Annotated in this window: 23 protein-coding genes, 2 tRNA genes and 1 riboswitch; of the genes, 12 read left to right on the plus strand and 13 right to left on the minus strand. The window is 71.1% G+C overall.

All coding sequences use genetic code 11. The features are described from left to right. Window positions 1–26: 26 nt before the first annotated feature. The 5 genes from clpX to ACQP10_RS29000 all read right to left on the minus strand — a co-directional run bounded on the left by clpX (window position 27) and on the right by ACQP10_RS29000 (window position 5,509). Window positions 27–1,307, minus strand: a complete 1,281-nt coding sequence (gene clpX, locus ACQP10_RS28980; RefSeq protein WP_179823929.1) for an ATP-dependent Clp protease ATP-binding subunit ClpX — start codon at window positions 1,305–1,307, stop codon at window positions 27–29. Window positions 1,308–1,500: 193 nt separating this feature from the next. Continuing rightward, the gene (locus ACQP10_RS28985) at window positions 1,501–2,145 is read right to left on the minus strand and encodes an ATP-dependent Clp protease proteolytic subunit (RefSeq protein ID WP_179823931.1); all 645 of its coding nucleotides are present in this window, start codon (window positions 2,143–2,145) and stop codon (window positions 1,501–1,503) included. A gap of 11 nt (window positions 2,146–2,156) precedes the next feature. Then, complete coding sequence (locus tag ACQP10_RS28990) at window positions 2,157–2,801, minus strand: ClpP family protease (protein ID WP_308426337.1); 645 nt, start codon at window positions 2,799–2,801, stop codon at window positions 2,157–2,159. A 233-nt stretch (window positions 2,802–3,034) separates the two neighbouring features. Continuing rightward, complete coding sequence (gene tig / locus ACQP10_RS28995; protein ID WP_433540076.1) at window positions 3,035–4,432, minus strand: trigger factor; 1,398 nt, start codon at window positions 4,430–4,432, stop codon at window positions 3,035–3,037. 210 nt (window positions 4,433–4,642) lie between these two features. Further along, on the minus strand, window positions 4,643–5,509 hold the full coding sequence (locus ACQP10_RS29000) for a Scr1 family TA system antitoxin-like transcriptional regulator (protein ID WP_179823936.1): 867 nt from the start codon (window positions 5,507–5,509) through the stop codon (window positions 4,643–4,645). Between the two features lie 267 nt (window positions 5,510–5,776). Here ACQP10_RS29000 and ACQP10_RS29005 point away from each other — a divergent pair, with 267 nt between their 5' ends. Continuing rightward, window positions 5,777–6,271: an ATP-binding protein gene (locus ACQP10_RS29005; protein ID WP_355646031.1), complete on the plus strand. Its 495-nt coding sequence runs from the start codon at window positions 5,777–5,779 to the stop codon at window positions 6,269–6,271. A gap of 181 nt (window positions 6,272–6,452) precedes the next feature. Here ACQP10_RS29005 and ACQP10_RS29010 read toward each other — a convergent pair. Then, window positions 6,453–6,526, minus strand: a tRNA-Pro gene (locus ACQP10_RS29010). Window positions 6,527–6,615: 89 nt separating this feature from the next. On the opposite strand from ACQP10_RS29010, the gene ACQP10_RS29015 reads away from it, so the two are divergent. From ACQP10_RS29015 to ACQP10_RS29040, 6 genes are all read left to right on the plus strand, one after another. Further along, window positions 6,616–6,686: transfer RNA gene (locus ACQP10_RS29015), tRNA-Gly, on the plus strand. A 690-nt stretch (window positions 6,687–7,376) separates the two neighbouring features. After that, window positions 7,377–9,098, plus strand: coding sequence for a SpoIIE family protein phosphatase (locus ACQP10_RS29020; RefSeq protein WP_346019605.1), 1,722 nt, complete (start codon window positions 7,377–7,379; stop codon window positions 9,096–9,098). Between the two features lie 97 nt (window positions 9,099–9,195). After that, window positions 9,196–9,786, plus strand: a complete 591-nt coding sequence (locus ACQP10_RS29025; protein ID WP_390000385.1) for a TIGR03086 family metal-binding protein — start codon at window positions 9,196–9,198, stop codon at window positions 9,784–9,786. 187 nt (window positions 9,787–9,973) lie between these two features. Beyond that, window positions 9,974–10,774 (plus strand): DeoR/GlpR family DNA-binding transcription regulator, encoded by an 801-nt coding sequence (locus tag ACQP10_RS29030; protein ID WP_390000383.1) that lies wholly within the window; start codon window positions 9,974–9,976, stop codon window positions 10,772–10,774. Further along, window positions 10,771–11,850, plus strand: a complete 1,080-nt coding sequence (gene galT / locus ACQP10_RS29035; RefSeq protein ID WP_433540077.1) for a galactose-1-phosphate uridylyltransferase — start codon at window positions 10,771–10,773, stop codon at window positions 11,848–11,850. The genes ACQP10_RS29030 and galT overlap by 4 nt, the downstream gene beginning before the upstream one ends. A 95-nt stretch (window positions 11,851–11,945) precedes the next feature. After that, a riboswitch (cyclic di-AMP (ydaO/yuaA leader) is annotated at window positions 11,946–12,082 on the plus strand. A 41-nt stretch (window positions 12,083–12,123) separates the two neighbouring features. Beyond that, window positions 12,124–13,053 carry a coiled-coil domain-containing protein gene (locus tag ACQP10_RS29040; protein WP_346019601.1) on the plus strand — a complete coding sequence of 310 codons (930 nt, stop codon included), beginning with the start codon at window positions 12,124–12,126 and terminating at the stop codon, window positions 13,051–13,053. Window positions 13,054–13,076: 23 nt separating this feature from the next. Here the strand turns inward: ACQP10_RS29040 and ACQP10_RS29045 are convergent, their stop codons facing one another. Both ACQP10_RS29045 and ACQP10_RS29050 read right to left on the minus strand, forming a co-directional pair. Continuing rightward, window positions 13,077–13,607, minus strand: coding sequence for a MarR family winged helix-turn-helix transcriptional regulator (locus ACQP10_RS29045; protein WP_346019600.1), 531 nt, complete (start codon window positions 13,605–13,607; stop codon window positions 13,077–13,079). Window positions 13,608–13,672: 65 nt separating this feature from the next. Next, the gene (locus tag ACQP10_RS29050; protein WP_346019599.1) at window positions 13,673–14,980 is read right to left on the minus strand and encodes a M50 family metallopeptidase; all 1,308 of its coding nucleotides are present in this window, start codon (window positions 14,978–14,980) and stop codon (window positions 13,673–13,675) included. Between the two features lie 164 nt (window positions 14,981–15,144). On the opposite strand from ACQP10_RS29050, the gene ACQP10_RS29055 reads away from it, so the two are divergent. Next, window positions 15,145–15,774 (plus strand): response regulator transcription factor, encoded by a 630-nt coding sequence (locus ACQP10_RS29055; protein ID WP_346019598.1) that lies wholly within the window; start codon window positions 15,145–15,147, stop codon window positions 15,772–15,774. Between the two features lie 665 nt (window positions 15,775–16,439). On the opposite strand, the gene ACQP10_RS29060 is transcribed toward ACQP10_RS29055, so the two are convergent. Beyond that, on the minus strand, window positions 16,440–17,555 hold the full coding sequence (locus ACQP10_RS29060; protein WP_390000374.1) for a PP2C family protein-serine/threonine phosphatase: 1,116 nt from the start codon (window positions 17,553–17,555) through the stop codon (window positions 16,440–16,442). A 118-nt stretch (window positions 17,556–17,673) separates the two neighbouring features. Between ACQP10_RS29060 and ACQP10_RS29065 the strand changes: the two genes are divergently transcribed. Together ACQP10_RS29065 and ACQP10_RS29070 are read left to right on the plus strand one after the other, a co-directional pair. After that, window positions 17,674–18,903 (plus strand): GNAT family N-acetyltransferase, encoded by a 1,230-nt coding sequence (locus ACQP10_RS29065; protein WP_390000371.1) that lies wholly within the window; start codon window positions 17,674–17,676, stop codon window positions 18,901–18,903. 40 nt (window positions 18,904–18,943) lie between these two features. Then, complete coding sequence (locus ACQP10_RS29070) at window positions 18,944–19,117, plus strand: hypothetical protein (protein ID WP_179823959.1); 174 nt, start codon at window positions 18,944–18,946, stop codon at window positions 19,115–19,117. Between the two features lie 25 nt (window positions 19,118–19,142). Here the strand turns inward: ACQP10_RS29070 and ACQP10_RS29075 are convergent, their stop codons facing one another. Then, on the minus strand, window positions 19,143–19,610 hold the full coding sequence (locus ACQP10_RS29075; RefSeq protein ID WP_346019595.1) for a ribose-5-phosphate isomerase: 468 nt from the start codon (window positions 19,608–19,610) through the stop codon (window positions 19,143–19,145). Window positions 19,611–19,717: 107 nt separating this feature from the next. Here ACQP10_RS29075 and def point away from each other — a divergent pair, with 107 nt between their 5' ends. Beyond that, window positions 19,718–20,206, plus strand: coding sequence for a peptide deformylase (gene def / locus ACQP10_RS29080; protein ID WP_346019594.1), 489 nt, complete (start codon window positions 19,718–19,720; stop codon window positions 20,204–20,206). A 122-nt stretch (window positions 20,207–20,328) separates the two neighbouring features. Here the strand turns inward: def and ACQP10_RS29085 are convergent, their stop codons facing one another. From ACQP10_RS29085 to ACQP10_RS29095, 3 genes are all read right to left on the minus strand, one after another. Beyond that, the gene (locus ACQP10_RS29085) at window positions 20,329–20,823 is read right to left on the minus strand and encodes a hypothetical protein (RefSeq protein ID WP_390000366.1); all 495 of its coding nucleotides are present in this window, start codon (window positions 20,821–20,823) and stop codon (window positions 20,329–20,331) included. 145 nt (window positions 20,824–20,968) lie between these two features. Next, window positions 20,969–22,378, minus strand: a complete 1,410-nt coding sequence (locus tag ACQP10_RS29090; protein WP_179823967.1) for an aldehyde dehydrogenase family protein — start codon at window positions 22,376–22,378, stop codon at window positions 20,969–20,971. 276 nt (window positions 22,379–22,654) lie between these two features. Next, a complete protein-coding gene (locus tag ACQP10_RS29095; RefSeq protein WP_179823969.1) occupies window positions 22,655–23,275 on the minus strand; it encodes a mycothiol-dependent nitroreductase Rv2466c family protein in 621 nt (206 codons plus the stop codon). A gap of 263 nt (window positions 23,276–23,538) precedes the next feature. Between ACQP10_RS29095 and pepN the strand changes: the two genes are divergently transcribed. Next, complete coding sequence (pepN, locus tag ACQP10_RS29100; RefSeq protein ID WP_399500050.1) at window positions 23,539–26,109, plus strand: aminopeptidase N; 2,571 nt, start codon at window positions 23,539–23,541, stop codon at window positions 26,107–26,109. Window positions 26,110–26,131 lie beyond the last annotated feature (22 nt).

Below are 26,131 nucleotides of genomic sequence, written 5' to 3' on the forward strand. Positions count from 1 at the left end.
CGGGCGGCCGGTGCGGCGGCCGCGGGTTACGCGGACTTCTCGCGCGGCGTGCGCTGCTGCTTGTTGAGCTGGTCGCGGGGCACGAGGGTCGGGTTGACGTGCTCCAGAACCGACTCGCGGGTGATGACCACCCTCGCCACGTCCTGGCGGGAGGGAACCTCGTACATCACCGACAGGAGGACCTCCTCCAGGATGGCCCGCAGGCCGCGGGCGCCGGTGCCGCGCAGGATCGCCTGGTCCGCGATGGCCTCCAGGGCGTCGTCGCTGAACTCCAGCTCGACGTTGTCCAGCTCGAACAGCCGGCGGTACTGCTTCACCAGGGCGTTGCGCGGCTCGGTGAGGATCTGGATCAGGGCGTCGCGGTCGAGGTTGTGGACGCTGGTGATGACCGGGAGGCGGCCGACGAACTCGGGGATCATGCCGAACTTCAGCAGGTCCTCCGGCATGACGTCCTTGAAGATGTCGGAGGCGTCGACGTCGTCCTTGGAGTGGATGATCGCGTTGAACCCGATGCCCTTGCGGCCGATCCGGGACTCGATGATCTTCTCCAGGCCGGCGAAGGCGCCGCCGCAGATGAACAGCACGTTGGTGGTGTCGATCTGGATGAACTCCTGGTGCGGGTGCTTGCGCCCGCCCTGGGGCGGCACGCTCGCCGTGGTGCCTTCCAGGATCTTCAGGAGGGCCTGCTGGACGCCTTCCCCGGAGACGTCCCTGGTGATCGACGGGTTCTCGCTCTTGCGGGCGATCTTGTCGACCTCGTCGATGTAGATGATGCCGGTCTCGGCCTTCTTGACGTCGTAGTCGGCGGCCTGGATCAGCTTGAGGAGGATGTTCTCGACGTCCTCGCCGACGTAGCCCGCCTCGGTCAGCGCGGTGGCGTCGGCGATGGCGAAGGGCACGTTCAGCATCTTCGCCAGCGTCTGGGCGAGCAGTGTCTTGCCCGAGCCGGTCGGGCCCAGGAGCAGGATGTTGGACTTGGCCAGCTCCAGGCCGTCATCGCGGCCGCGGTCGCCGGACTGCACCCGCTTGTAGTGGTTGTAGACCGCCACCGACAGGGCCTTCTTCGCCTGGTCCTGGCCGATGACGTAGGCGTCGAGGAACTCGTAGATCTCCCGCGGCTTGGGCAGGCTGTCCCACTTGAGCTCGGAGGACTCGCTGAGCTCCTCTTCGATGATCTCGTTGCAGAGATCGATGCACTCATCGCAGATGTATACGCCGGGTCCGGCGATGAGCTTCTTGACTTGCTTCTGACTCTTCCCGCAGAAAGAGCACTTCAGCAGGTCTCCCCCGTCGCCGATGCGTGCCACCCCAGATACTCCTTTGCGTGGGACCGCCCTGGCTTCCGCGGTCCGTTTCTTCCGACCGGCCCGATACCCGGTGCGAAAAGTCATCCCGCTCAGGTTTCGACGTTACCGTCTTCTGGGCCCTCAGTGAGCCCCCTGGCGGCGAGTCGCACCGGAACGTGCCCAATTAGGCACCGTTCCGGTGCGGTGGACCCCGTCAGGAAGCTACGGCCTTGGCCAGCTTCTTGCGGGACGGGATGATGTCGTCGATCAGCCCGTACGCCTTCGCCTCCTCGGCATCGAGGATCTTGTCGCGCTCGATGTCCTTGCGGATCTGCTCGGCCGAGCGGCCGGTGTGCCGCGACAGGATCTCCTCCATCTGCGTGCGCATCCGGAGGATCTCACGCGCCTGGATCTCGATGTCGCTGCCCTGGCCGCCGCCCTCGGTGGAGGGCTGGTGGATCAGCATCCGGGCGTTCGGCAGGCCGAACCGCTTGCCGGGCGTGCCGCCGGCCAGCAGGATCGCCGCGGCCGAGGCCGCCTGGCCGAGGCATACCGTCTGGATCTCCGGCCGGACGAACTGCATCGTGTCGTAGATCGCCATCATGGCGGTGAACGACCCGCCGGGCGAGTTGATGTACATGCTGATGTCGCGGTCGGGATCGAGCGACTCCAGCGTCAGCAACTGCGCCATGACGTCGTTGGCCGAGGCGTCGTCCACCTGCACGCCGAGGAAGATGATGCGGTCCTCGAACAGCTTGTTGTACGGGTTCATCTCCTTCGCGCCGTACGAGGTGCGCTCGACGAAGGAGGGAAGGACATAGCGGCCGTTGATGTCTCCCGGCCGGATCAACTCACTCACCTTGTTCCCCTTCAGGAGACGGGGCCCGTGGAGGGCACCTGCCGGGCGCTACGGACGACGTGGTCGATGAAGCCGTAGTCCTTGGCCTCCTCCGCCGTGAACCAGCGGTCACGGTCGGAGTCGGCCTCGATCTGGTCGAGCGGCTGGCCGGTGTGGAAGGCGATCCGCTCGGCGAGGGTCTTCTTGACGTAGAGCATCTGCTCGGCCTGGATGGCGATGTCGGCGGCGGTGCCCCCGATGCCTCCGGACGGCTGGTGCATCATGATGCGGGCGTGCGGCAGGGCGAACCTCTTACCGCGCTCGCCGGCGCAGAGGAGGAACTGGCCCATGGAAGCGGCCAGGCCCATCGCGACCGTGCACACGTTGTTGGGCACGTATTCCATCATGTCGTAAATCGCCATACCGGCGGTCACGGACCCACCGGGCGAGTTGATGTAGAGCCAGATGTCGCGCTCGCCGTCGTCGGCCGCGAGCAGGAGCAGCTCGGCACAGATTCGGTTGGCGATCTCGTCGTTGACCTGGGTGCCCAGCACGATGATGCGCTCACGCAGCAGCCGCTGGTAGAGCTGGTCTTCGAGCCTGAACGAGCCGGTCGGCTGGCTCATCGACTCGGGCCCGGAGCCGGTCGGCTGGTAAATGGTCGGCGGGCTGGTCACAGCGTCACCTTCCGATGCGTCGTAATCGATTGTGGCTTTGCTTGTGACCTTAACGCGCGCCACCCACCGGACATGCCCCCTCCCGGTGCTGTTCGCTGACGGCGCATGCTCGCCGCGCCGCCCGGACGCCCCGCGCGGGCCGTCCGGCCCTGTTCTCCGGGGGTCACGGCGAAGACGGCGGCGCCCCACCGTGCCGGGCACGGTGGGGCGCCGCGTGGTGCGCGTCGGCGAGATTACTTCTCGGTGGCCTCGTCGGCCTGCTCCGCGGTGGTCTCCTCGGCGGCGGGCTCCTCGCCGGCCTCCTCGGCGTTGATCTCGGCGTAGATGGCCTTGAGGTCGACCTCGTTGCCGGCCTCGTCGGTCACCTTGGCGGCGTCGCCGATGAGGCTCTTGGCCTTGTCACGGACGATCTCGACCATGGCGAGGGTGAGCTGGTCGTTGTCGGCGAGGTGCTGGGCGAGCACGTTCGGGGCGACGTTCATCTGCATGGCGCGGCGCACCACGAAGTTGGTCAGCTCCTGCTCGCTGACGCCGATCTCCTCGGCCCTGACGATCTTGTCGAGGACGAAGCCGGTCTTGAGGGCCTTGGCGGCGCTCTCGTCGAACTCGGCGTAGCGCTCTTCCTCGGTGGTCTGGTAGAGGCGGAAGAACGCCTCCTTGCTCAGACCGCTCTCCGCGATCTGGTGCTCCAGGTTGTGCTTGCGGTTGTCGACCTCGGCCTTGAGGGCGCTCTCCGGAAGCGGGATGTCGATCTGGGCGAGGAGGGCGTCGAGGGCGTTCTCCCGGGCCTGGACGACCTGCTCGACGAGCTTGTTGCGGCGGCCCTGCTCGCGGATGCTGGCCTTGAGCTCGTCGAGGGTGTCGAACTCGCTGGCGAGCTGCGCGAACTCGTCGTCGAGCTCGGGGAGGACCTTCTCCTTGACGTTCTTGATGGTGATCGTGACCACGGCCTCCTCGCCGGCGTTCTCGCCGCCGACCAGGTTCGTGGTGAACTCCTTGACGTCACCGGCGGACATGCCGACCAGGGCGTCGTCGAGGCCCTGGAGCACCGAGCCGGCACCGACCTCGTAGGAGACGTCGTTGGCCTGCTGCTCCTCGATGTTCTCGCCGTCGATCGCGGCGGCGAGGTCCATGACGACGTAGTCGCCGTTGGCGGCGGGGCGCTCGACGCCGGTCAGCGTGGCGAAGCGCTGGCGCAGGCCGTCCAGCTGGGCCTCGATGTCCTCGTCGGTCACCTCGGCGACCGGGACGCTCACCTCGATGCCCTGGTAGTCGGGGACGTCGAAGTTCGGGCGGACGTCGACCTCGGCGGTGAACTCGACCTGCTCGCCATCGTCGATCTTGGTGACCTCGATGTCCGGCTGGCTGACGGGGAAGATCTCACTCTCGTCGACGGCCTGGCCGTACAGCTTCGGCACCGCGTCGTTGAGGGTCTCCTCCAGCACCACCGCGCGGCCGAAACGCTGCTCGATGATGCGGGCCGGAACCTTGCCGGGGCGGAATCCGGGGACGCGCACCTGCTGCGCGACCTTCTTGTACGCCGCCTTCATGCTCTCGTCGAGCTCCTCGAACGGCACCTCGACAGTGAGCTTGACCCGGGTCGGGCTGAGCTCCTCGACAGCGGTCTTCACGGGGTGATCTCCTTGATCAAGCTTCGAGTGATCGCGGGCGCGTCAAGTCGTACGGCTACCGCGGCAAGCTCGCGCGCCGCGCCCACATGAGCGGCGCGGGGCACAGCCTTCGAGACATACAAGCCGTGAGGGCATGATCCACCGTGGCGGGTGTCCAGCGCCGCTGGCCAGTCTAGGGCAGTCGCGCACCACAGAGCGACCGGTGGTTGTTCAGTTCTCCTTGATGATGCGCCGCAGGATGTCGGTCGTCTCATCCGGGGTGGTGCTGACGGCGCACAGCCGTTCCATGACCTCGCTGTAACGGTCCACTTCTTCCCGTTTGTCGAGGTAGAGGGCGCTGGCGAGTTGCTCGACGTAGACCACGTCGGGCAGGTCGGGGTCGGCGAAGCGCAGCACGCTGAAGGCGCCGCCCTCGGCGCTGTGGCCGCCGAAGCTGAACGGCATGACCTGGATCGTGACGTTCAGCCGCCGCATGAGGTCCAGCAGGTGCTCCAGCTGTGCCCGCATCACGTCGGCGCCGCCGATGGGACGGCGCAGCGCGGCCTCGTCGATGACCGCCCAGAAGAACGGCCCGTCGGGCCGGTCGAACACCTTCTGGCGCTCCATCCGCAGGTCGACGCGGCGCTCGATCTCCTCGGGCCCGACGCCGGCGCTTCCCGCGGTGATGACCGCCCTGGCGTACTCCCTGGTCTGGAGCAGCCCGGGCACGAACTGGACCTCGTAGGTGCGGATCCGGGAGGCGGCCTCCTCCAGTCCGACGTAGGTCTGGAACCACGAGGGCAGCAGGTCGTTGAAGCGGTGCCACCAGCCCGGCTCGTTGGCCCGGGACAGAAGGTCCATCACCGCCGAGCGCGCCTCCTCGTCCTCGACCCCGTAGAAGGTCAGCAGGTCGGAGACGTCGCGCTCCCGCAGTCCGACCCGGCCGAGCTCCATCCTGCTGATCTTGGATTCGGAACCGCGGATCAGATGGCCCGCCTCCTCGCGGGAGAGGCCCCGGGCCTCACGGAGCCGGCGTAGTTGGGAGCCCAAAAGGATACGCAGAGCTGTCGGACCCGATCCCGGGTGGATCTGCGTCACTTCGCCTCCCTGTGCAGTTGGGCCAGCGCACACAGTGTCATCACTTCCGGCCTTCCTGACAAGGTCCCGACACCGTGTCCGATTCACCGAGCATCCCGTAAGAATCGGCGATGCGGCTGCACGCTGCAACTGCACGTGCATTTGGGTCTTGCAGGGGGCGGCCGGGTGACTCATGATGGCCTAGTGCATATTGGGCTTAAGGTGCACAAGCTCTGACAATTCACAGGCGGTACGGAGATGGCAATGGCGGCGGGAGGCACCGGCAGGATGGTTGAGGAGCCAGAATCGGCTACCGACTACCTGCGGGCGACCCGCGAGGTCAGCTTCGACGACCTCCTCGTGGCCGACCGCCTCGACGGCTCCGACGCGACGGCGTGCCCGCTCTCCCCTCAGGCCGACTCCGTCAAGACCGCGCGGGACGTGACCCGCTCGACGCTGCGCCACTGGGGTCTGTCGGAACTGAGCGATGACGCAGCGCTAGTGGTTTCGGAACTGGTGACCAACGCGGTCCGCTACGCGCTGTGCCCGCCCGTCCGCGTCGACGCCACCCCGATCACGCTGATGCTGATGCGCATCTCGGCGCACGTCGTCCTCGCCGTGGCCGATCCGAGCGACGAGGCGCCCACGCCCAAGGAGCCCGACTTCATCTCCGAGAACGGCCGCGGCCTCTACATCGTGGAGACCTACAGCAGGTGCTGGGGATGGGACCACCTCGCCCGCGGCGGCAAGGCCGTCTGGGCCGTCTTCAGCGGGACCGGCTGACCCGGACCGGGGGATCACGGGGCCCGGCGGCCTCGGCGGGATCCACGGCCCCGCGGCCCTCCGGACTCGGCGCGCGGGCCGGGCCGCGCGGACCTCGCGCCCACACGGGCTCCATGCGACCGTCCGGGCCCCGCGCCCATGGAAAAGGGCCGATCCATGCGGATCGGCCCCTGGCCCGCTGTCGGGGTGACAGGATTTGAACCTGCGGCCCCCTGCTCCCAAAGCAGGTGCGCTACCAAGCTGCGCCACACCCCGGTTCGCCGAGTGCGCGCACGCTCCGGAACTCCGGTACGATTACGCCCTGACGACCGGATGAAGTCTAGACCAGACCGGCACCGGCTCGTGCGGACGTAGCTCAATGGTAGAGCCCCAGTCTTCCAAACTGGCTACGCGGGTTCGATTCCCGTCGTCCGCTCCGAACGAGAAAGGCCAGGTCACACCGTACGGCGTGACCTGGCCTTCTCGATTTCCACTTGTTTTCCGCCCGCTGTTTTCATGCCGCCCGCATCGCGCATCAGATTTTGTTCTCTCGTTTCGGCCGTCGCCCCGGGCACCGGCCCGAAGGCATGAGCGGTGACGCCTCGCCCCGGCCCCGCGTCGCGTACCGGCAGATCAGCGCCACCCGCGGCGAGGCGTGCCCCGCCCCGCCGGCTCCTTGCGGTTCGGGAACCCGTACGGCTCATCCGCCCGCGGGGGCACCGGAACGGTGGAGATCCGCGTGGCGCCCCGGGGCCCGCCCCGGGTCCCGCTCCCGTCGGAGGCGCCCCGCCTACGGGGTCACATGACGTGAAACGTCGCGCCGCGCCGTACAGGCGTCACAAGTCTCATACGGTGAATAATCCGAAATCTCCGGCAAAAATGAGCCTAGACCCTAGATCGTTCCTTACCATTCATCTTTGGACGTAGCCGAGTTCGTGGAGGGGAACGTGACGAGGTCCGACGGCGTCATCATCAGCGGTGAGCACAGCGGGCTCCCCCACGCCGCGCGCCTCTCACCCTCCTGTCCGCCCACGACCATGCCCGCCAGACCCGGCGGACGGTCCGGGAACGCGCCCGCGGGCGGCCCGGCCACCCGGCGGACCCCGGCTCCCCTCCGGCGGGGCGCGTGAACCGCCGCTTCGTCACCAAGGACCCGGCCACCGCGATCCCCCGGATGAGCAGCCCCGCCTCCATGAACGAGCAGCTGTCGCTGCTCAACGCGGCGAGCAAGCGGATCGGCAGCACCCTCGACATGTTCGAGACCGGCAGGGAGCTGATGAACGTCGCCGTGCCGCGCTTCGCCGACGCGGCCGGCATCCTGGTGCAGGACCGGCTGGTGGCCGAGGGGGAGTCCCCCCAGCGCGCCACCGACGGGTCGGTGCCGGTCCGGCGGATCGCGGTCGGGGTGGCCAGCTCCTCGCCCGGCGAGTACGCCGAGGCGTTCCCGGTGGACGAGGTCGTCGTCTACGACGCCTGGACGCCGTACGCCAGGTGCATGGCCACCGGGAATCCGATCCTCTATCCCCGGCTGGGCCGCCGTACCTCCGAGGAGATCGGGCGGTTCGCCAAGCGCGAGACGGTGGCCAGGGTGCTGGAGGACAGCTCGTTCCTGGTCGTGCCGCTGAAGGCGCGCGGCCAGGTGCTCGGCTTCGTCGTCTTCACCCGCAGGCCGGACAGCGAGCCGTTCGAGGAGCAGGACATCAACCTCGCCGAGGAGCTGGCGGCCAGGACCGCCGTCTGCCTCGACAACGCCCGGCTCTACAACCGTGAGCGGCGCACCGCGCTCACCCTGCAGAGCAGCCTGCTCCCGGTCGACCTCCAGCAGCCCCTGGGCCTGACGATCGCCTCCCGCTACCTGCCCGCGAGCGACCTGGTCGGGGTGGGCGGCGACTGGTACGACGTGATCCAGCTCCCCGGATGCCGGGTGGCCCTCGTCGTGGGCGACGTGATGGGGCACGGGATCAGGGCCGCGGCCACGATGGGCCAGCTCCGCACGGCCGCCCGCACGCTCGCCAGCCTCGACCTCACCCCCGCCGAGGTGCTGTTCCGCCTCAACCGGATGAGCCAGGACCTGGACGGCACCCAGATCGCGACGTGCGTCTACGCCACCTACGACCCCGTCACGCGGACCTGCGCGATCGCCTCGGCGGGACACGTCCCTCCGATCCTGGTACGGCCCGGCGGCGGGGCCGAGCCGCTGGAGCTGCCCCCGGGGCCGCCCCTCGGCATCGGCAACGAGCCGACGGAGATGCGCGAGCTCGTCCTGCCGCACGACGCCGTCCTCGCCTTCTACACCGACGGCCTGGTGGAGAGCCGCGACCGGGACATCGACGAGGGGATCGGCATGGTCTGCGACCTGCTGGCCGATCAGAACCAGGACCTGGAGGCGGTCTGCGACCTCACGATCGAGGCCCAGCGGCCCGGGCACGAGCGCGACGACATCGCGCTCCTGCTGGCCAGGGTGCGCCGGCTGGGCGAGGAGGATCTGGCGCAGCTCACGCTCGATCCCGACCCGCGCTCCGCCGCCCGGGCCCGCCGTCTCGTGCGCGCGACGCTGTCCGAGTGGCGGCTGGACCCGATCGCCGACGCCACCGAGCTCATGATCAGTGAGCTGGTCACCAACGCCATCAAACACGGCTCGGGCACGGTCGAGGTGCGCCTGCTGCGCGGTCCCTCGCTGGTGTGCGAGGTGGCCGACCGCTCCCCGGCGCGGCCGGTCATGCGCGAGGCGGGCAGCGACGATGACACCGGCCGCGGCCTGCACCTGATCAACTGGCTCGCGCACCGCTGGGGCACCCGCCCGACCCCGGACGGCAAGATCGTCTGGGTGGAGCAGCGCCTGCCCTGAGATCCCTTCCCCGGTCCCGCCCGGGCCGTGCCCGCGGACGGCGATGACTACTCGTCCCGCGGGAGTTACGGTCGAGGTGAGGATCGGGGAGGGCATGATGAGCATCGACACACGCGAGGCCTACCGCCGAGCGCTGGACGCCTTCGGCGCTCTCGTCCACCGGATCGGGCCCGGGCAGTGGAGGCTTCCCACCCCGTGCGTGGACTGGGACGTCCGTACCCTGGTCGACCATGTGGTCAGGGAGAACCGCTGGGTCCCCCTGCTGCTGGCCGGCCGGACCGTGGGCGAGGTCGGCGACGCCCTGGACGGCGACATGCTCGGCGACGACGCGCTGAAGGCGTTCGACACCTCCGCCACGGCGGCCGTGCAGGCGGTGTTCGAGGACGGCGCGCTCGCCCGCGTCGCCCACCTGTCGTTCGGTGACGTGCCCGGCGGCGAGTACGTCGCGGAGCTGTTCGCCGACGTCCTCATCCACACCTGGGACCTCGCCCGGGCCGTCGGCGCCGACGAACGGCTCGACCCGGAGCTGGTCGACGCCTGCGCGGCCTGGTTCGCCGACGCGGAGAAGGGCTACCGGCAGGCCGGGGTCATCGGGGAGCAGCGGCCGACGCCCGCGGGCACCGACGCGCAGACCCGCCTCCTGGCCGCCTGGGGCCGCCCGCCACAGCCCGACGGAGACGACGACTAGATCCGTTCGGACCGCTCCCGCCCACCGCGGGCCGGTGACCGGACCCGCCCGCCGTGCGCCCGGCCGGTGCCCGGCGCGGTACGGGGCCGCCGGACAGGGCAGGCATCATCCCCCACCAGGTTCCAACATCTTCCAACCATCATGGTTGTGGTAATTTGCTGGAATCTGGTGATTTAAGGGGTGGTCAATGCTCGCCCAGCAGCGGCGGCAGGCGATCTTGGAGCGGGTGCGCGCGAGCGGCGGGGCCAGGGTCGCCGACCTGGTGCGCGAACTCGGGGTGTCGGACATGACGATCCGCCGGGACCTGGAGGTGCTGGCGGAGCGCGGGCTGGTGGCGAAGGTCCACGGCGGCGCCACCGTCGCCGGGCCCGGATCCACCGAGGAACCGGGGTTCGCCGCCAAGTCGGCGCGCCAGCAGCCGGAGAAGGAGGCGATCGCCCGGCGGGCGGCCCGGCTGGTACGGCCGGGCACGGCCGTGGCGCTCTCCGCCGGGACCACCACCTGGACGCTCGCCCACTTCCTGACCGACGTGCCCGACCTGACGGTGATCACCAACTCGATCGGGATCGCCGAGGTCTTCCACCGCTCCCCCCGCGCCGACCGCACCGTCGTGCTGACCGGCGGCGTCCGCACGCCCTCCGACGCGCTGGTCGGCCCGGTCGCGGTCGCGGCGGTCCGCGGGCTGCACGTGGACACCCTCTTCCTCGGCGTGCACGGGATGAGCGTGCGCGCCGGATTCACCACGCCCAACCTGCTGGAGGCCGAGACCGACCGCGAGCTGGTCGCCTCGGCGCACCGGCTGGTGGTGCCCGCCGACCACACCAAGTGGGGCACGGTCGGCATCAGCACGATCGCCGGGCTGGCCGAGGCGCACGTCGTGGTCAGCGATCCCGGCCTGCCGGAGGAGGCCCGCGAGGAGCTGGCCGCCCGGGTGGGCGAACTGATCATCACCGACCCCCACCAGCGGAACGAGACGGCGACCCGATGAAACGCACGATCACCCACCTGGCCGACGGCCGCGAACTGCTCTACTTCGACCGGCGGGACGACGCCGACCGGAGCGCGGCCGACCTGCGCGACCTGCCGCCCCGTCCCCCCGCCTCCGAGCTGCGCTACGACCCGCTCACCGAGGAGTGGATCGCGGTGGCCGGGCACCGCCAGAGCCGCACGTTCCTGCCGCCGGCCGACGAGTGCCCGCTGTGCCCCTCGGCTCCCGGCAGGCTCACCGAGATCCCCTCGCCCGACTACGACGTGGTGGTCTTCGAGAACCGCTTCCCGTCCTTCTCCGGCCAGCCGGTCGGCACCGCCCCCGTCGGCGGGCTGAGCGAGGTCCGCCCGGGGACCGGGCGGTGCGAGGTGGTGTGCTTCACCTCCGACCACGACTCCTCCTTCTCCCGGCTCTCCCCCGAGCAGGTCGAGCTGGTCATGGAGGCGTGGATCGACCGTACGGCGGAGCTGTCGGCGCTACCCGGGGTGGAGCAGGTCTTCTGCTTCGAGAACCGGGGCCCCGAGATCGGCATCACCCTGGCTCACCCGCACGGCCAGATCTACGCCTACCCCTACGTGACCCCCCGGACCCGGCTGTCCCTGCGGGCGGCCGAGCGGCACCGGAGGCGGACCGGCCGCGACCTGTTCGCCGACGTGCTCACCGCCGAGCGGGAGGCGGGCGTCCGCGTGGTCGCCGCCAACGAGCACTGGACGGCGTTCGTGCCGGCCGCGGCGCGCTGGCCGGTCGAGGTCCACCTCTACCCCCACCGCCGGGTGCCCGACCTGGGCTCGCTGGAGGCCGACGAGCGGGCGGCGTTCGGCCCCCTGTACACCCGGGTGCTTCGCGCCCTGGACGGGCTCTTCGGCGTGCCGCTGCCGTACGTGGCGGCCTGGCACCAGGCGCCGGTGCACACCGGCCGGGACCTGTCGTACGCCCACCTGGAGGTGTTCAGCATCCGCCGGGCGCCCGACAAGCTGAAGTATCTGGCCGGGTCGGAGTCGGCCATGGGCGCCTTCGTGAACGACGTCCTGCCGGAGGACACGGCCCGCCGCCTGCGGTCCCTGGCCGAGGGGTGAGCCGAAGGGTGAGCCGAGGGGTGATCGGCGTCCGGTCACGGAACGGGGTCGCGTGACCATCCGTTTACCATTGCTATCCTCACCCATTGGACTTTATGTCCGATATGCCTAATTCCGGGTGCGTCGCCCGGAAGCCGGGGAACCACCGCACCCGGGGTGAATCCACTTCGGTGGAAGGGCTCTCTCCCGCCCGAACCCGTCAGCTAACCCGGTAGGCGGTAGGAGAGGAGAGCCGTGGCGGCCCCGTCCCCCACGTCCCGTCGCCGTGCGGCCATGACCGTCTCCGCGGTCTCCGCCCTGGCGTTCGTCCTCGGCGGCGGACCCGCCGGCGCCGACCCCAAGCCGTCCGAGTCCGAGCTGCGCGCCGACCTCGCCAAGCTCACCAAGAAGGTCGACGGGCTCATCGAGGACTACGCGGCCAAGCGGGAGTCACTGCGCAGGGCCCGGCAGGCCGAGAGCCGGGCCAGGACCGCCCTGACCGAGGCGGAGCACGCCTACACCGAGGCCAGGGAGCAGGTCGCGGACATCGCCCGGCTCCAATACCAGGGCAGCGGCGGCCTGCCCGCCCTGCTGTTCGCCCCCCAGCCGGACGGCGCGGCGGTCACCGCGCAGCTCGCCGCCCAGCAGGGTGCCCACCTGCGGACCTTCGCCCAGAGCCGGGACCTGCGCAGGCGGGCGGCCGAGGAGGCCACCCGGCTCACCGGCCGGATCGCCGAGGAGGGCGAGGCCGTGGCCGCCCGGCGCCGCGACGCCGAGAAGGCCATCGCGGACGTCAAACGGAAGCTCGACGCGCTCGTCCCCGTGGGCTCGGGTCGCCGCGCCGACGGCAGCTGGGCGCCCCAGCTGCCCGCCGGCTCCGACAACATCACCGACCGCACCCGGATCATGCGCGGGGCGGTCGGGAAGCGGTTCACCCTCCCCCACGAGGTCGGCTGCTACCGCTCGGAGAACGACGGCGGCGAACACCCGCTGGGCCGGGCCTGCGACTTCATGATGAGCGCCGGCGGCTCGACGCCCACGGCGGAGCACGTCGCGCTCGGCGACGAGATCGCCGCCTGGGTCCTCAAGAACAGGGCGCGGCTCGGGGTCAAGTACGTGATCTGGCGCCAGCGGATCAACAGCGGCACCGGCTGGCGTGCCATGTCCGACCGCGGAGGCGTCACCGCCAACCACTACGACCACGTGCACATCTCGATGTACTGACCGGCCCGTGCGGATCGACGGCGTCACGGACGGGTGACGGCCACGTCCGTCACCCCCGCCGCCTCGGCGACCATCCGGTCCAGGCCGGCCAGGTCGGCCGGGCGGGCGACGGCCGCCTCGGCGAAACGGGCGAGCAGCCGGGCGAAGGTCTCGCGGTCGGCCTCCGTCCAGTCGGCGATCAAGCCGTCCAGGTAGGTCCGCCGGTAGCGGACGACCACCTCCAGCACCCGGCGGCCGCGTTCGCTCAGCACGAGCCGGGCCCGCCGGGCGTCCACCGCGGACTCCTCGCGCGCCAACAGGCCCGCGCCGATCGCGTCGTTGACGAGCCTGCTGGCGGTGGACGGATCGACGTCGAGCTGCTCGGCTACGGCGCCCACGGTCACCTCGGGCACGTCCAGGCTCAGCTTGTGCACCGCGTGCACGACCATCACGTTCGACATCTGCACCGGCCGGGGCGGCTCGCCCGCCCGGCGGGCGCGCAACGGCCGGGCCCAGATCCGGCGCAACCGGAACAGCGCCACGTCGATCGCCGCTCCCGGCGTCCGGTCGTTCACGGCGTACCCCTACGGCGGGTACGGCCCGCCCGCGGCGCGCCGTACGGGATGGACGGTTACGGAGATCAGCCCAGCAGGCGGATCGGGTTGAAGACGTCGGCGTACGCCAGCAGACCGGCCATGACGATCATCACCAGGGCGATGGCGTAGGTGAGCGGGAGCGCCTTGGCGATGTCCACGTGGGCGGGGGTGGGACGGCGCGTCACGCGGGCGAAGCCCCGCTTCAGCCCCTCCCACAGCCCTCCGGCGATGTGACCGCCGTCGAGCGGGAGCAGCGGGATCAGGTTGAACATGCCGATCGCCAGGTTGAACACGGCCAGCAGGTTGATGAAGATGACGACCTTGCTCTCCAGCGGGGCCGAGGAGGCCACGATCTCCCCGCCCATGCGGCCGACGCCGACGATACCCACCGGGCCGTTCTTGTCGCGCTCATGACCGGAGAAGGCGGCGTTCCAGACGCCCACCATCTTCTCCGGGAAGCGCAGCAGCGCGCCCGCCGTCAACGAGGTGGTGTCCCACATGTGGGCGGCGACCGCTCCGATGCCCTGCCGCTCGGTGACGATCACCGGGCTGACCCCGAGGTAACCGACGCCCTTTTCGATCTTCCCGGGCTCGTCCAGCGACTCGCGGTCCTGGGCGATGAGGTTCGCGGTGACGGTCATCGGCCGGCCGTCCCGCGTGATGCCGATCGCCAGCGGACCGGCGCCGTGGGAGCGGATGGCCCGGGTCGCGGCGTCCCAGCTCGCGACGGGCCGGCCGGCCACCGACACCAGTACGTCACCGGGGCGCAGCCCCGCCGCGGCGGCCGGGCTGGGCCTGTCGGCCGCGGTGCACTCGGCACCGGGGTTCTTCGCGATCTCGGCGGAGGTCTTGACGCACTGCGGGACCGAGGAGATCTGGCTCTTCTCGACGGCGACGCCGAAGCCCATCATCACGACGGCGAACAGCACGAACGCCAGCACGAAGTTCATCGCCGGGCCGCCCGACATGACGATGACCTTCTGCCACCAGGGCTTGCGGTAGAAGACCCGGTCCTCGTCGCCGGGGCGGACCTCCTCCATCGCCGCGTCACGGGCGTTCTCGATGAGGCCCTGCCACGGACCGGTGGAGACCGAGCGCAACGTGCCCGGCGCGTCGGTGGGCCGGGGCGGCAGCATGCCGATCATCCGGATGTAACCGCCGAAGGGGAGCCACTTGACGCCGTACTCGGTCTCGCCCCGGTGACGGGACCACAGCGTGGGACCGAAGCCGACCATGTACTGGGTGACCTTGACGCCGAAGATCTTGGCGGGCACCAGATGGCCGATTTCGTGCAGTCCGATCGAGACCATGAGTCCCAGGAGGATGATGAGGACCCCGACGAGCCAGCTCACAGGTCAAACTCCCCGGTCGTTTATGTGCGGGCGGTCTTCCGAGACTAACCCACGCTTCGTGGTTCCAGAGTGCCACAGAGACGGAGCCTCCGGATCAGGTCTCTTGCGCCGGGTTGACCGAATGGGGACACTTCGTTGACAGTAAGCGATCGTGCGGTCACCCTGTGAAAGGCGTTGGGGGGAAACTTTTGATCGGGATCCTGATTGCCGAGCATCTGCCGCTGGTCCGACGAGGCCTGGTGGCCTCGTTGGCGTGCGAGCCGGACCTCAAGGTGGTGGCGGATGTCGGCAACGGCGAGGAGGTCCTGCCCGCCGTCCTGCGACACCGCCCCGACGCGGCGGTCGTCGATCTGGATCTGCCCGACGTCGACGGCTTCGCCGTCGCGCTCCGGCTGCACGAGGACGCCCCCTCCTGCCGGACGCTCCTGCTGTCGCGCCACCCCAGCGCCGGCCAGGTGCGGCGGGCCTTCTCCGTGCACGCGCTCGGGTTCATGAGCCTGGACGTGCGGCCCGAGCAGCTCGCCGACGGCGTGCGCCGGGTGGCCGCCGGGCGCCGGGCGATCGACTCCGAGCTCGCGGTCGCCGCCCTGGAGTCGGCGGAGAACCCGCTGACCCGGCGGGAGCTGGACGTGCTGCGGCTGGCGGCCCTGGGCGCACGGTCCAATGAGATCGCCGACCAGCTCTTCCTGTCCGTGGGAACGGTCCGAAATCACCTGTCGCGGATCATCAGCAAGACCCAGGCCCGCAATCGCCTCGACGCCGTGCGCATCGCCCGCGACGCCGGGTGGCTCTGACTCCGCGGAGTCCGCGGACTCCGCGGACTCCGCGAAAACTTCGCGACGATTCCGCGGCGGACGCCCCGGCGACTCCGCGACGGACGTCCCCGGCACGGCCGCCGAAGCGCAGCCGGCCGCGCCGGGGACGTCCGCCCCGGCCGGGTGCGCGGCCCGTCACCGGACCACGCACCCGGCCGCCTTCGCGTCGCGCCCGGCCGGACCTCCCCCACGAAAGTCACGACGTCGCGCGGCGCGCCGCCGAGGAGCCGCCGATCACCGATGTCACAACGGATGACACCGACGGCCGCCCACCGGGTGACCCGGCACGGCGGCCGGCATGTCGCACCGTCCGCCGCCCAGGCCGGCCCCGGGGCAACCGCGCCACCCCCCGGGGTCCGGAACCCATGCGGACGGGGCGACCGCCGGATCGGCCGGGCTTCCGGTGAAAGGACACCGGGTCCGACCGCCCGCCGGGGCGACTCCCTGAAGGTTCGAAACCGCCCCTAGAGCCTTCCAAACGCCCACCGGCTCCCGCCAGTGTTCCGGCTCACCGGAAAACGGTGTGGAACACCGGCCGTTGACCATGCATTCCGTAATGATCCGACTACCATCGGTGCTATCCGTACGGCGTCGGGGAGTGTGCCGGGCCGGGGGGACGCCGGTTCCGGGGCCCGTTCCGGACATCAGGGGCGCCAGATGAGGATGAGCGCGCAGTCGTCGTTGTGCCCGGCCGACATGGTGGTGACGAGGTTCCGGGCGCCGTCGCGGAAACCGGAGGGCAGCAGTCGCTCGGCCTCGCCGAGCAGCCGGTCGAGACCGGCGTCGATGTCGCGGCCCGGCTGCTCGATCAGCCCGTCGGTGTAGAGCATGAGCGCGTCACCCCTGCGGAGCATGCCCTTGTCGCGCTCGCAGTGCAGGTCGCCGACGATGCCCAGCACCACGCCCTTGGCCGGGGAGACCTTCCAGGTGCCGGTCCCCGCCTCGAACTTGACCACCGGCGGGTGCCCGGCCGAGGTGATCACGTATTCCGCCGTGGCGAGGTTGATCCGCACGTGGACCGCCGTGACGAAGCCCTCCGCCTCGCGCTGGCGGCGCAGGTAGGTGTTGCAGGCGCCGAGGAAGTCGTCGACCGAGCCGAGCAGGCCGCCGAAGGCACCCGACAGCATCAGCGCCCTGGTGCCCGCGTCGACGCCCTTGCCGGAGACGTCGACGAGGGCGAGCTCCAGGACGTCGCCCTCCCGGATGGAGACGAGGAAGTCGCCGCCGAAGGAGGAGCCGCCCGCCTGCTTGAGCACCACCCGCGAGTCCCAGTCCTTGGGCAGCTTCGGCAGCTCGCTCTGCTTCTTGAGCCGGTCGCGCAGCTCCAGCAGCATCACGTCGCCACGCAGGCCCTGCACCCCGAGTTTGCCGCGGGTGCGGGCCATCAGGGCGGCCAGCACGATGGTGAAGCCGAACGTCGCCAGCAGGCCCGGCCCGATGTGCCCGACCCCGCGCACGACGGCCACGTAGACGAGCGAGACGGCGACCGCGCACAGCAGCTTGGACAGGCTGCGCAGCCGGAGCTGCAGCCCGCCGACGAGGGTGATCGGGATCATGAGCGCCGGGGAGAACCACTCCATGGAGACCCGGGCGGCCAGCGCCCCGACCGTCAGGGTCAGCACGCTCAGCGTGATGAGGAGGTTGCGGTCGCGGGCGAACGGCCCGCGCCGCAGGAACCGCACGGTGGGTGCCAGAAGGGGGATCCGTGCCAGAAACGCACGGAGCCCAGGAGGAATCAGCGGCACCGGGCGAGAACTCATGATGCGCCTGACTGTATCTGGCTGCCCCCTGTTTGGGCAGCCCACTTGACCGACACCTTGATCATTTAGGGGGGAAATTGAATGGCCCGACGGGTTTGTCACCTCTACCGTGGGAGAAATGTCTTTCACCCTGCGTCCGATGACGGAGACCGACTGGCCCGCCTGGCTCGACCTCGACGAGGAGGCGTTCGGCGCCGCCGTGCCGCCGCACCGGAGAGAGCAGTACCGGGCGGTGACCGAGTTCGACCGCTCGCTGGGCGCGTTCGACGGCGATCTGCTGGTGGGCACGGCCACCTCGTGCGGCTTCACCATGACGGTGCCCGGCGGGCCGATCCCGGTGGCCGGGGTCACCTCGGTCGGGGTGCTGCCCTCGCACCGCCGCCGGGGCGTGCTGTCCTCCCTCATGACCCGCCAGCTCGCCGACCTGCGTGAGCGGGGTGAGGCGGTCGCCGCGCTCTACGCCTCCGAGGCGGCGATCTACGGGCGGTTCGGGTACGGCAGGGCCGCCGACGCGCTCTCCTTCGACATCCCCCGGCACGGCGCGGTCCTGGCGGGTCACGCCCCCGCGGACCCCTCGTTGCGCCTGCGCGTCGTACGGCCGGCCGGGACCCGGGACGTCTTCGAGAAGGTCTTCGACGCCGTCCGCGAGGGCCGTCCGGGGATGTACGCCCGCACCCCGGCCCGCTGGGACTCGGTGCTGTCGGACCACGACGCCGACCGTGGGAACGCCGGGCCGCTGCGCGCGGTGGTGGCCGAGGACGACGGCGGCCCGCGCGGCTACGCGCTCTTCCGGACCGTCCAGCGCTACACCCCGCACACCGTGCCCGACGGCGAGCTGCGGGTCGGGGAGGTCTTCGCGCTGGACGACGCCGCCTACGCGGAGCTGTGGCGGCACCTGCTGGACCGCGACCTGGTGGCGCTGATCAGGGCCCACCGCCGGCCGGTGGACGACCCGCTGGCGCACATGCTGGCCGAGTCGCGCAACCTCAACGCCATCTGGGTGGACGACCTGTGGGTCCGTCTGGTGGACGTCGGACGGGCTCTGGAATCCCGCGCCTACTCGGCGCCGGTGGACGTGGTGGTCGAGATCGCCGACCCCGTGTGCCCGTGGAACGAGGGCCGCCTGCGGCTGACGGCCGGCCCCTCCGGCGTCCGGTGCGTGCCCACCGGCGACCCGGCGGAGGTGTCGCTCCCCGTGGCCGCGCTCGGCGCGGCCTATCTGGGCGGCCGCCCGCTGACGCCGCTGCGGTCGGCGGGACTGGTGCGCGAGTCGCGGGCGGGGGCCGTACGGGAGCTGTCGCTGGCGATGTCCTGGGAGCCGGCCCCCTGGGCCGGTCTGGTCTTCTGAGCCGTTCCGCGGGCCGCGGACCGCGGCTACGGTGAAGGGCATGGCACTGCAGAGCTTGCAGATCACCGCGCTCACCGCGATGCGGGCCCGGGACGTCTCCCGGCCCACCCGGGAACAGCAGGAGGGCGCCGACGCGCGGCCCCTGCGCGACGAGACGCCGCGCAGGGAGCCCCGGCGCGGGGACCGCCCGCGCGGGGAGCCGCGCCGCGGGTGACCGGGCGCGGTCTACCGCGGCCGGTCTACGGCATCGGCGGAAGGCCGCCGCCGGTCTCGTACGCGCCGATCTGCGCGATCCGGCGGCTGTGCCGCTCCAGGCCCGAGTACGGCGTGCCGAGGAAGATCTCCACGAACCGGAGCGACTCCTCCTCGCTGTTCATCCGGGCGCCGAGGCTGATCACGTTGGCGTCGTTGTGCTCGCGGGCGAGCTTGGCGGTGTCGTCGTTCCAGGCCAGGGCGGCGCGGATGCCGCGCACCTTGTTGGCGGCGATCTGCTCGCCGTTGCCGGAGCCGCCGATCACGACCCCCAGGCTGCCCGGCTCTCCCGCGACGCCCTCCGCGGCGCGCAGCACGAACGGCGGGTAGTCGTCCTCGGCGTCATAGACGAACGGACCGCAGTCGGTCACCTCGTGGCCGTTCTCCTTGAGCCAGGAGACGACGCGGTTCTTGAGTTCATAGCCGGCATGGTCGGCACCGATGTAGACACGCACCCGCCCAGTTTCGCAGGTGTATGTCGCCCCGCCGACCCGCCCCCCGGCTAAGGTAATGACCGGTATGCCAACGCACCCCTTACAGGGTCCACGAGAGAGAATCCCACATGCGTGACATCCGAGTGATCGGAGATCCGGTCCTGCGCACGCCCGCCGAGTCCGTCACGGACTTCGACCGCGACCTGCGCCGCCTGATCGACGAGATGTTCGCCGCGATGTACGCCGCGCAGGGCGTCGGCCTCGCCGGCCCGCAGATCGGCGTGTCGAAGAGGCTGTTCGTCTACGACTGCAGCAACCGCAAGGGGCACGTGGTCAACCCCGTGCTGACCGTGGACGACCCTGCAGAGGTCCTCGACGAGGAGGGCTGCCTGTCGGTCCCCGGCCGCGAGACCGGAACCCCGATCTACGCCCGGACCCCCCGCGCCGCCGGTGTCACCGTCGAGGGCTTCGACCGCCTGGGCCGTCCGGTCCGGGTCAGGGCCCGCGGCCTGCTCGCGCGCTGCTTCCAGCACGAGACCGACCACCTCGACGGCATGCTCTACGTCGACCGCCTGCCCAAGGACGCCGCCCGCAAGGTCCTGCTCCAGACTCCCTGACCGGCTCCGGCCCGCGGGAGGGACCGGCCTCGCCCACCGGCCGGCGCCGCCACCCGGGCCGTCACCGGTTCACGAACCGGTGACGGCTGACGGGCCGGCCCGGTTCACGGGTCGGCGTCCGTTCACGGCCCGGTGTCCGTTGGCGACCCGGCGTCCGTTCGCGGGCCCGCGCCGGGCTCGCCGGCCGGCCGCCGCGCGCGCCGCAGGCGACGCAGGCGCCACAGCGGCCTGGACGCCAGGCCGAGACCGGCCAGCATGAGCAGTGCGACGGCGATCCACTCGTTGGACCCGCCGGGGCCGTAGACGTGGCCCCGGCGGCCGGTGTCGAAGGCCCGCGCCGCCTGACCCGGGGTGAACGACCCGCGCTCGCCGCCGTAGAACGCCACCTCGGGACGGACCGTCCGGCCGGCGCGGAACTCCCCCAGCCAGGTGCACTGCTCGTGGCCGGGGTGCTGGACGCACTCGACCCGGTGGGCGGTGAAGGTGCCCCAGGCGCCGTCGCCGCGGAACGCGGCCAGGGCCGGTCCGAGGTTCTGTACGGCCAGCAGCAGCAGGATCAGCCCGCCCGCGGCGATCACCAGATCGAACGCGCCGACGCGCGCGGTGCTCGGTCTCATGCCGTTACCGTGCCCCTTCGAGGAGACTGCCCAGGCGGGTCTACCCCGCGTGGGCCGCCGCGACGACCCTGTTCCGCGGCCGGGTCCGGCCGCGTCTCCGCGTCGTCCCGGCGGCCGTCACCCTTACCGCCGCGCGGGTCGCCGGTCAGAGCTGGACCGACTTGACCTCCAGGTACTCCTCCAGGCCGAACACGCCCAGCTCGCGGCCCAGCCCCGACTGCTTGTACCCCCCGAAGGGGGCCCGGGGGTTGAACTGACCGCCGTTGACGGACACCTGGCCGGTGCGCAGCCTGCGCGCGACGGCGACGCCCTGTTCCTCGGTGCCCGCCCACACCGCGCCGGCCAGGCCGTACGGCGTGCCGTTGGCGATGGCCACGGCCTCGTCCTCGCCGCGGGTGTAGGGGATGGCCGCCAGGACCGGCCCGAAGATCTCCTCCTGCTCGATCACCATCCCCGGCTCGACCCCGGCGAACACGGTGGGCTCGACATAGAAGCCCCGCTCCAGGGGCCGGTCGACGCCGCCGGTGATGAGCCGCGCCCCCTCCTCCTGGCCGCGGTTGATGTAGCGGACGACCCGGTCGCGCTGGGCGGCCGAGACCAGCGGGCCCAGGCGGGTGCTCTCGTCGAAGGGGTCGCCGACGGTGTACTTCGCGGCGGCCCGGGCGGCCAGTTCGACGGCCTCGTCGTACCGGTCGCGGTGGACGATCATGCGGGACCAGGCGGAGCAGGTCTGCCCGGAGTTGAGGAAGGCGTTGGCCACGGTCACCTTGACCGCCGTGGCGAGGTCGGCGTCCGGCAGGATCACGCTGGCCGACTTGCCGCCGAGCTCCAGGGCCACCCGCTTGACCCCCTCGGCCGCCAGCGCCGCGACCCGCCGGCCCGCCCGGGTGGAGCCGGTGAACGACACCATGTCCACGTCCGGGTGGGAGACCAGCGCCTCGCCGATGGTCGGGCCGTACCCGCTGACCATGTTGAACACCCCGGCGGGCAGCCCGACCTCGTCGAAGATCCCGGCCAGCGCGAAGGCCGCCAGCGGCGCCACCTCGCTGGGCTTGAGCACCACCGTGCAGCCGGCGGCGAGCGCCGGACCGACCTTGCACAGGATCTGGTGGAGGGGGTAGTTCCACGGCGTGATGGCGGCCACCACGCCGACCGGCTCCCGGAAGATCCGGGAGTTGCCGACCCGCTCGCCCTCGAAGTCGTAGGCGGCGGCGAGCTCGGCGTAGGAGGCCAGCACCCCGGCGGGCATCAGCGTCTGCACCTTCATCGCCACGCCGTACGGCGCGCCCATGTCGGTGGCGATGATCCTGGCTATCTGGTCGGAGCGCTGACGTATCAGGTCGGCGGCGGCGGCGAGGACCTTGCCGCGGTCGGCGGGGGCCGTGCCCGACCACGCGGGCAGGGCCGCCCGGGCGGCGGCCACGGCGGCCTCGACGTCGGCGGCGGCCCCGGCCGGCACCCTGTCGACCGTCTCCTCGGTCGCGGGGTTGACGACGTCGATGCCCTCGCCCGACGCGGACGGCTGCCAGGCTCCGTTCAGATAAAGATGACGCATGACTCTCATCCTCGCGCGCGGATCGTCATAAGGCGAGAGCCCGGCAGGTCAGGCGAGGGGCGGGTCGCGCGGCGTCAGGCGCGGGCCGGACGCGGGCCCCTCGCCGCGGCGGGCGCTCGGCCGTCTGTGCCCCCGAGCGTACGGCGAAGCGCGCCGTCCGGCGACGAATGACCGACATCATTCAAGATTCGTAATATTGGGGATATTTCGGAAGCACCGAAGAGCGGCTTCCGGTCCTCCCCTCCGCGCCGGGGAGGACCGGAGGCCACCGCGCGGTCAGTCGAAGATCGGCGGCCGGGTGCGGGAGCGCTTGATCTCGAAGAAGCCGTCGGTGCCGGCCACCAGGCGGACGCCGTCCCAGAGCCGGCCGGCGTCCTCTCCCTTGGGCGCGGGCGTGATGACCGGCCCGAAGAACGCGACGCCCTCCACGGAGATCACCGGCGTGCCGACCTCCTGGCCGACCCGGCCGATGCCGTCCTCGTGCGAGGCCCGCACGAGGTCGTCGTGGTCCTCGGAGTCCATCGCGTCGGCGAACCCGCGGTCGAGGCCGGCGGCCTCCAGGGCCTCCTCGACCGTCTCGCGGAGCCGGTCGAGCTGCTTGAGCATGCCCTGGTTGTGGAAACGGACGCCGAGCTCGGTGTAGAGGCGGCCGACGGTGTCGGAGTCGTACTTCTCCTGCACGGCCGCCACCACCCGGACCGGGCCGATGGCCCTGGCGATCATCTCGCGGTAGGTCTCGGGGACGTCCTTGTCCTCGTTGAGGACGTTGAGGCTCATGATGTGCCAGCGCGGCTCGATGGGCCGCACCTTCGCCACCTCCAGCAGCCAGCGCGACGTTATCCAGGCGTACGGGCAGAAGGGGTCGAACCACAGGTCGACGGGAGTGCGCTCGGTCATCTCTTCAGCTCTCTGGTCGTGAGACTCGTTCATCCGGCGACAACCCGGTACGCCGAGCCCCCTATTCCGGCCCGGCCCCCGGCACCGTTCCGGTCCACCCTTCGACTCCGTTCCGGTCCGCCCCCACGTCCACCGGCCGCTTTATCCTCGAATGAGGCGACCGGCCGACCCGCGGTCCCCGAGGCGGCGTTCCCCCGCCCCGCATGGCAGGATTCGATGGACCCTTCGCAAGGGAGCGGAGGAGTTGTGACGAGGGAGCTGTGGTGGCAGGCAATCTGACCCGTGACGAGGCCCGCGAGCGCGCGCGGCTGCTCAGCGTGCAGTCGTACGCGGTGGAGCTCGACCTGACCGAGGGTGAGGAGCGCTTCGAGAGCGTCACCACGGTCCGCTTCACCAGCGAGCGGGCCGGTGCCGGGACGTTCATCGAGCTGGCCGACGCCAGGATCCGTTCGGCGGTGCTGAACGGCGTCGAGCTGGACGTGAGCGCCTACGACCCGGAGACCGGGCGGCTGCCGCTCCCGGACCTCGCCGAGGTCAACGAGCTGCGCGTCGACGCCGACTGCCGCTACTCGCACACCGGCGAGGGCCTGCACCGCTTCGTGGACCCCGTCGACAAGAACGTCTACCTGCACAGCCAGTTCGAGACGGCCGACGCCCACCGGATGTACGCCTGCTTCGACCAGCCCGACCTCAAGGCGACCTTCGAGCTGACCGTGCTCGCGCCCTCGCACTGGGAGGTCGTCTCCAACGCCGCGCCCGACGAGGTCCAGGAGCTGGAGGGGCACCGCGGCAAGCACGGCGCCCTGCAGGACGCCAAGCGCTGGCACTTCCCCGCCACGCCGGTGATGAGCACCTACATCACCGCGCTGTGCGCCGGGCCGTACCACAAGGTGACCTCCGAGCACGACGGCATCCCGCTGGGCATCTACTGCCGGGCCTCGCTCGCCGAGCACCTCGACCCCGACAACATCTTCGAGGTCACCCGGCAGGGCTTCGACTTCTTCCACCGGGTCTTCGGGATCCGCTACCCGTTCGGCAAGTACGACCAGCTGTTCGTGCCGGAGTTCAACGCGGGCGCGATGGAGAACGCCGGCTGCGTGACCTTCCTGGAGGACTACGTCTTCCGCTCCCGCGTCACCGACGCGATCATCGAGCGCCGCGCCGAGACGATCCTGCACGAGATGGCGCACATGTGGTTCGGCGACCTGGTCACCATGCGCTGGTGGGACGACCTGTGGCTGAACGAGTCGTTCGCCACCTACGCCTCGGTGCTCTGCCAGTCGGAGGCCACCCGCTGGGGCCAGGGCGCCTGGACCACCTTCGCCAACGTGGAGAAGGCCTGGGCCTACCGGCAGGACCAGCTCCCCTCGACCCACCCGATCGCCGCCGACATCGTCGACATGCAGGCGGTCGAGGTCAACTTCGACGGCATCACCTACGCCAAGGGCGCCTCGGTGCTCAAGCAGCTCGTGGCCTACGTCGGCCTGGACAACTTCCTGGCCGGCGTCCGCGACTACTTCAACGAGCACGCCTGGGGCAACACCACGCTCGCCGACCTGCTGGGGGCGCTGGAGCGCACCTCGGGCCGCGACCTGTCGTCCTGGTCCAAGGAGTGGCTGGAGACCGCCTGGGTCAACACGCTGCGCCCGTCGTTCACCACCGACGACGAGGGCCGCTTCACCTCCTTCGAGGTGCTGCAGGAGGCCCCGGCCGAGTACCCGACGCTGCGCTCGCACCGCGTCGCCGTCGGCCTGTACTCCCTGCGCGGCGAGGAGCTGGTCCGCACCAGGCGCGTCGAGCTCGACGTGGTCGGCGCGCGCACGGCCGTGACCGAGCTGGTCGGCGAGGTCCAGCCGGACCTGGTGCTGCTCAACGACGACGACCTGACCTACGCCAAGCTCCGGCTCGACGAGCGCTCGCTGCGGACGCTGGTCGAGGGCGGCATCAACAGGTTCACCGAGTCGCTGCCGCGGGCCCTGTGCTGGTCGGCCGCCTGGGACATGACCCGCGACGCCGAGATGCCCGCCCGCGACTACGTGGCCCTGGCGCTCTCCGGCATCGCGTCGATCAAGGACATCTCGGTCGCCCAGGCCGTGCTCCGCCAGGCCCGCCAGGCCGTCCAGCAGTACGCCGACCCCGCCTGGCGCGCCGAGGGCCTCGCCCTGCTGGCCTCCGGCCTGCGTTCCCTCGTCGCCGGCGCCGAGCCCGGCTCCGACCACCAGCTCGCCTACGTCAACGCCCTGGCCTCCGTGGCGACCTCCGCCGAGGACCTGTCGTTCCTGTCGGGCCTGCTGGACGGCACGGCCGTGCTCGACGGGCTGACCGTCGACGCCGACCTGCGCTGGACCCTGATCCAGGCCCTGGTCTCCGGCGGCGTGCTCGGCGAGGAGGACATCGCCGAGGAGCTGATGCGCGACTCCACCGCCACCGGCGAGCGCTCCGCCGCGCGCTGCCGCGCCGCGCTCCCGACGCCCCAGGGCAAGGCCAAGGCGTGGGCGACCATGACCGAGGGCAGGCTGAGCGGCGCGATGCTCCGCTCGACCATCCTCGGCTTCATGGACCCGAACCACCCGGACCTGCTGGAGCCGTACGGGGCGAAGTACTTCGAGCAGATCGTCCACATCTGGAGCACCTGGACCTTCGACTCGGCGCAGAACTTCGCCGTCGGCTGCTACCCGGCCCTGGCCATCTCCCCGCAGACCGTGGCGAGGACCCAGGACCTGATCTCGGCGGAGCAGCCCCCGCAGGCCCTGCGGCGCCTGCTGCTGGAGGGCGCCGACGGCATCGGCCGCGCCCTGCGCGCCCAGGCCAAGGACGCCGCCGCGGCGTCCTGACCCGCGCGTCCCGGCCGCGCCC

The sequence above is a fragment of the Streptosporangium sandarakinum genome (assembly GCF_050942225.1).
Lineage (GTDB): Bacteria > Actinomycetota > Actinomycetes > Streptosporangiales > Streptosporangiaceae > Streptosporangium > Streptosporangium nondiastaticum.

What these genes read in the sequence shown, in the direction of transcription:
- ACQP10_RS29005 (WP_355646031.1), top strand. Translation starts at nt 5,777, where the DNA reads ATGGTTGAGGAGCCAGAATCGGCTACCGACTACCTGCGGGCGACCCGC.
- ACQP10_RS29025 (WP_390000385.1), top strand. Translation starts at nt 9,196, where the DNA reads ATGAGCATCGACACACGCGAGGCCTACCGCCGAGCGCTGGACGCCTTC.
- ACQP10_RS29030 (WP_390000383.1), top strand. Translation starts at nt 9,974, where the DNA reads ATGCTCGCCCAGCAGCGGCGGCAGGCGATCTTGGAGCGGGTGCGCGCG.
- galT (WP_433540077.1), top strand. Translation starts at nt 10,771, where the DNA reads ATGAAACGCACGATCACCCACCTGGCCGACGGCCGCGAACTGCTCTAC.
- ACQP10_RS29040 (WP_346019601.1), top strand. Translation starts at nt 12,124, where the DNA reads ATGACCGTCTCCGCGGTCTCCGCCCTGGCGTTCGTCCTCGGCGGCGGA.
- ACQP10_RS29060 (WP_390000374.1), bottom strand. Translation starts at nt 17,555, where the DNA reads ATGAGTTCTCGCCCGGTGCCGCTGATTCCTCCTGGGCTCCGTGCGTTT.
- ACQP10_RS29065 (WP_390000371.1), top strand. Translation starts at nt 17,674, where the DNA reads ATGTCTTTCACCCTGCGTCCGATGACGGAGACCGACTGGCCCGCCTGG.
- ACQP10_RS29070 (WP_179823959.1), top strand. Translation starts at nt 18,944, where the DNA reads ATGGCACTGCAGAGCTTGCAGATCACCGCGCTCACCGCGATGCGGGCC.
- def (WP_346019594.1), top strand. Translation starts at nt 19,718, where the DNA reads ATGCGTGACATCCGAGTGATCGGAGATCCGGTCCTGCGCACGCCCGCC.
- ACQP10_RS29085 (WP_390000366.1), bottom strand. Translation starts at nt 20,823, where the DNA reads ATGAGACCGAGCACCGCGCGCGTCGGCGCGTTCGATCTGGTGATCGCC.
- ACQP10_RS29090 (WP_179823967.1), bottom strand. Translation starts at nt 22,378, where the DNA reads ATGCGTCATCTTTATCTGAACGGAGCCTGGCAGCCGTCCGCGTCGGGC.
- ACQP10_RS29095 (WP_179823969.1), bottom strand. Translation starts at nt 23,275, where the DNA reads ATGACCGAGCGCACTCCCGTCGACCTGTGGTTCGACCCCTTCTGCCCG.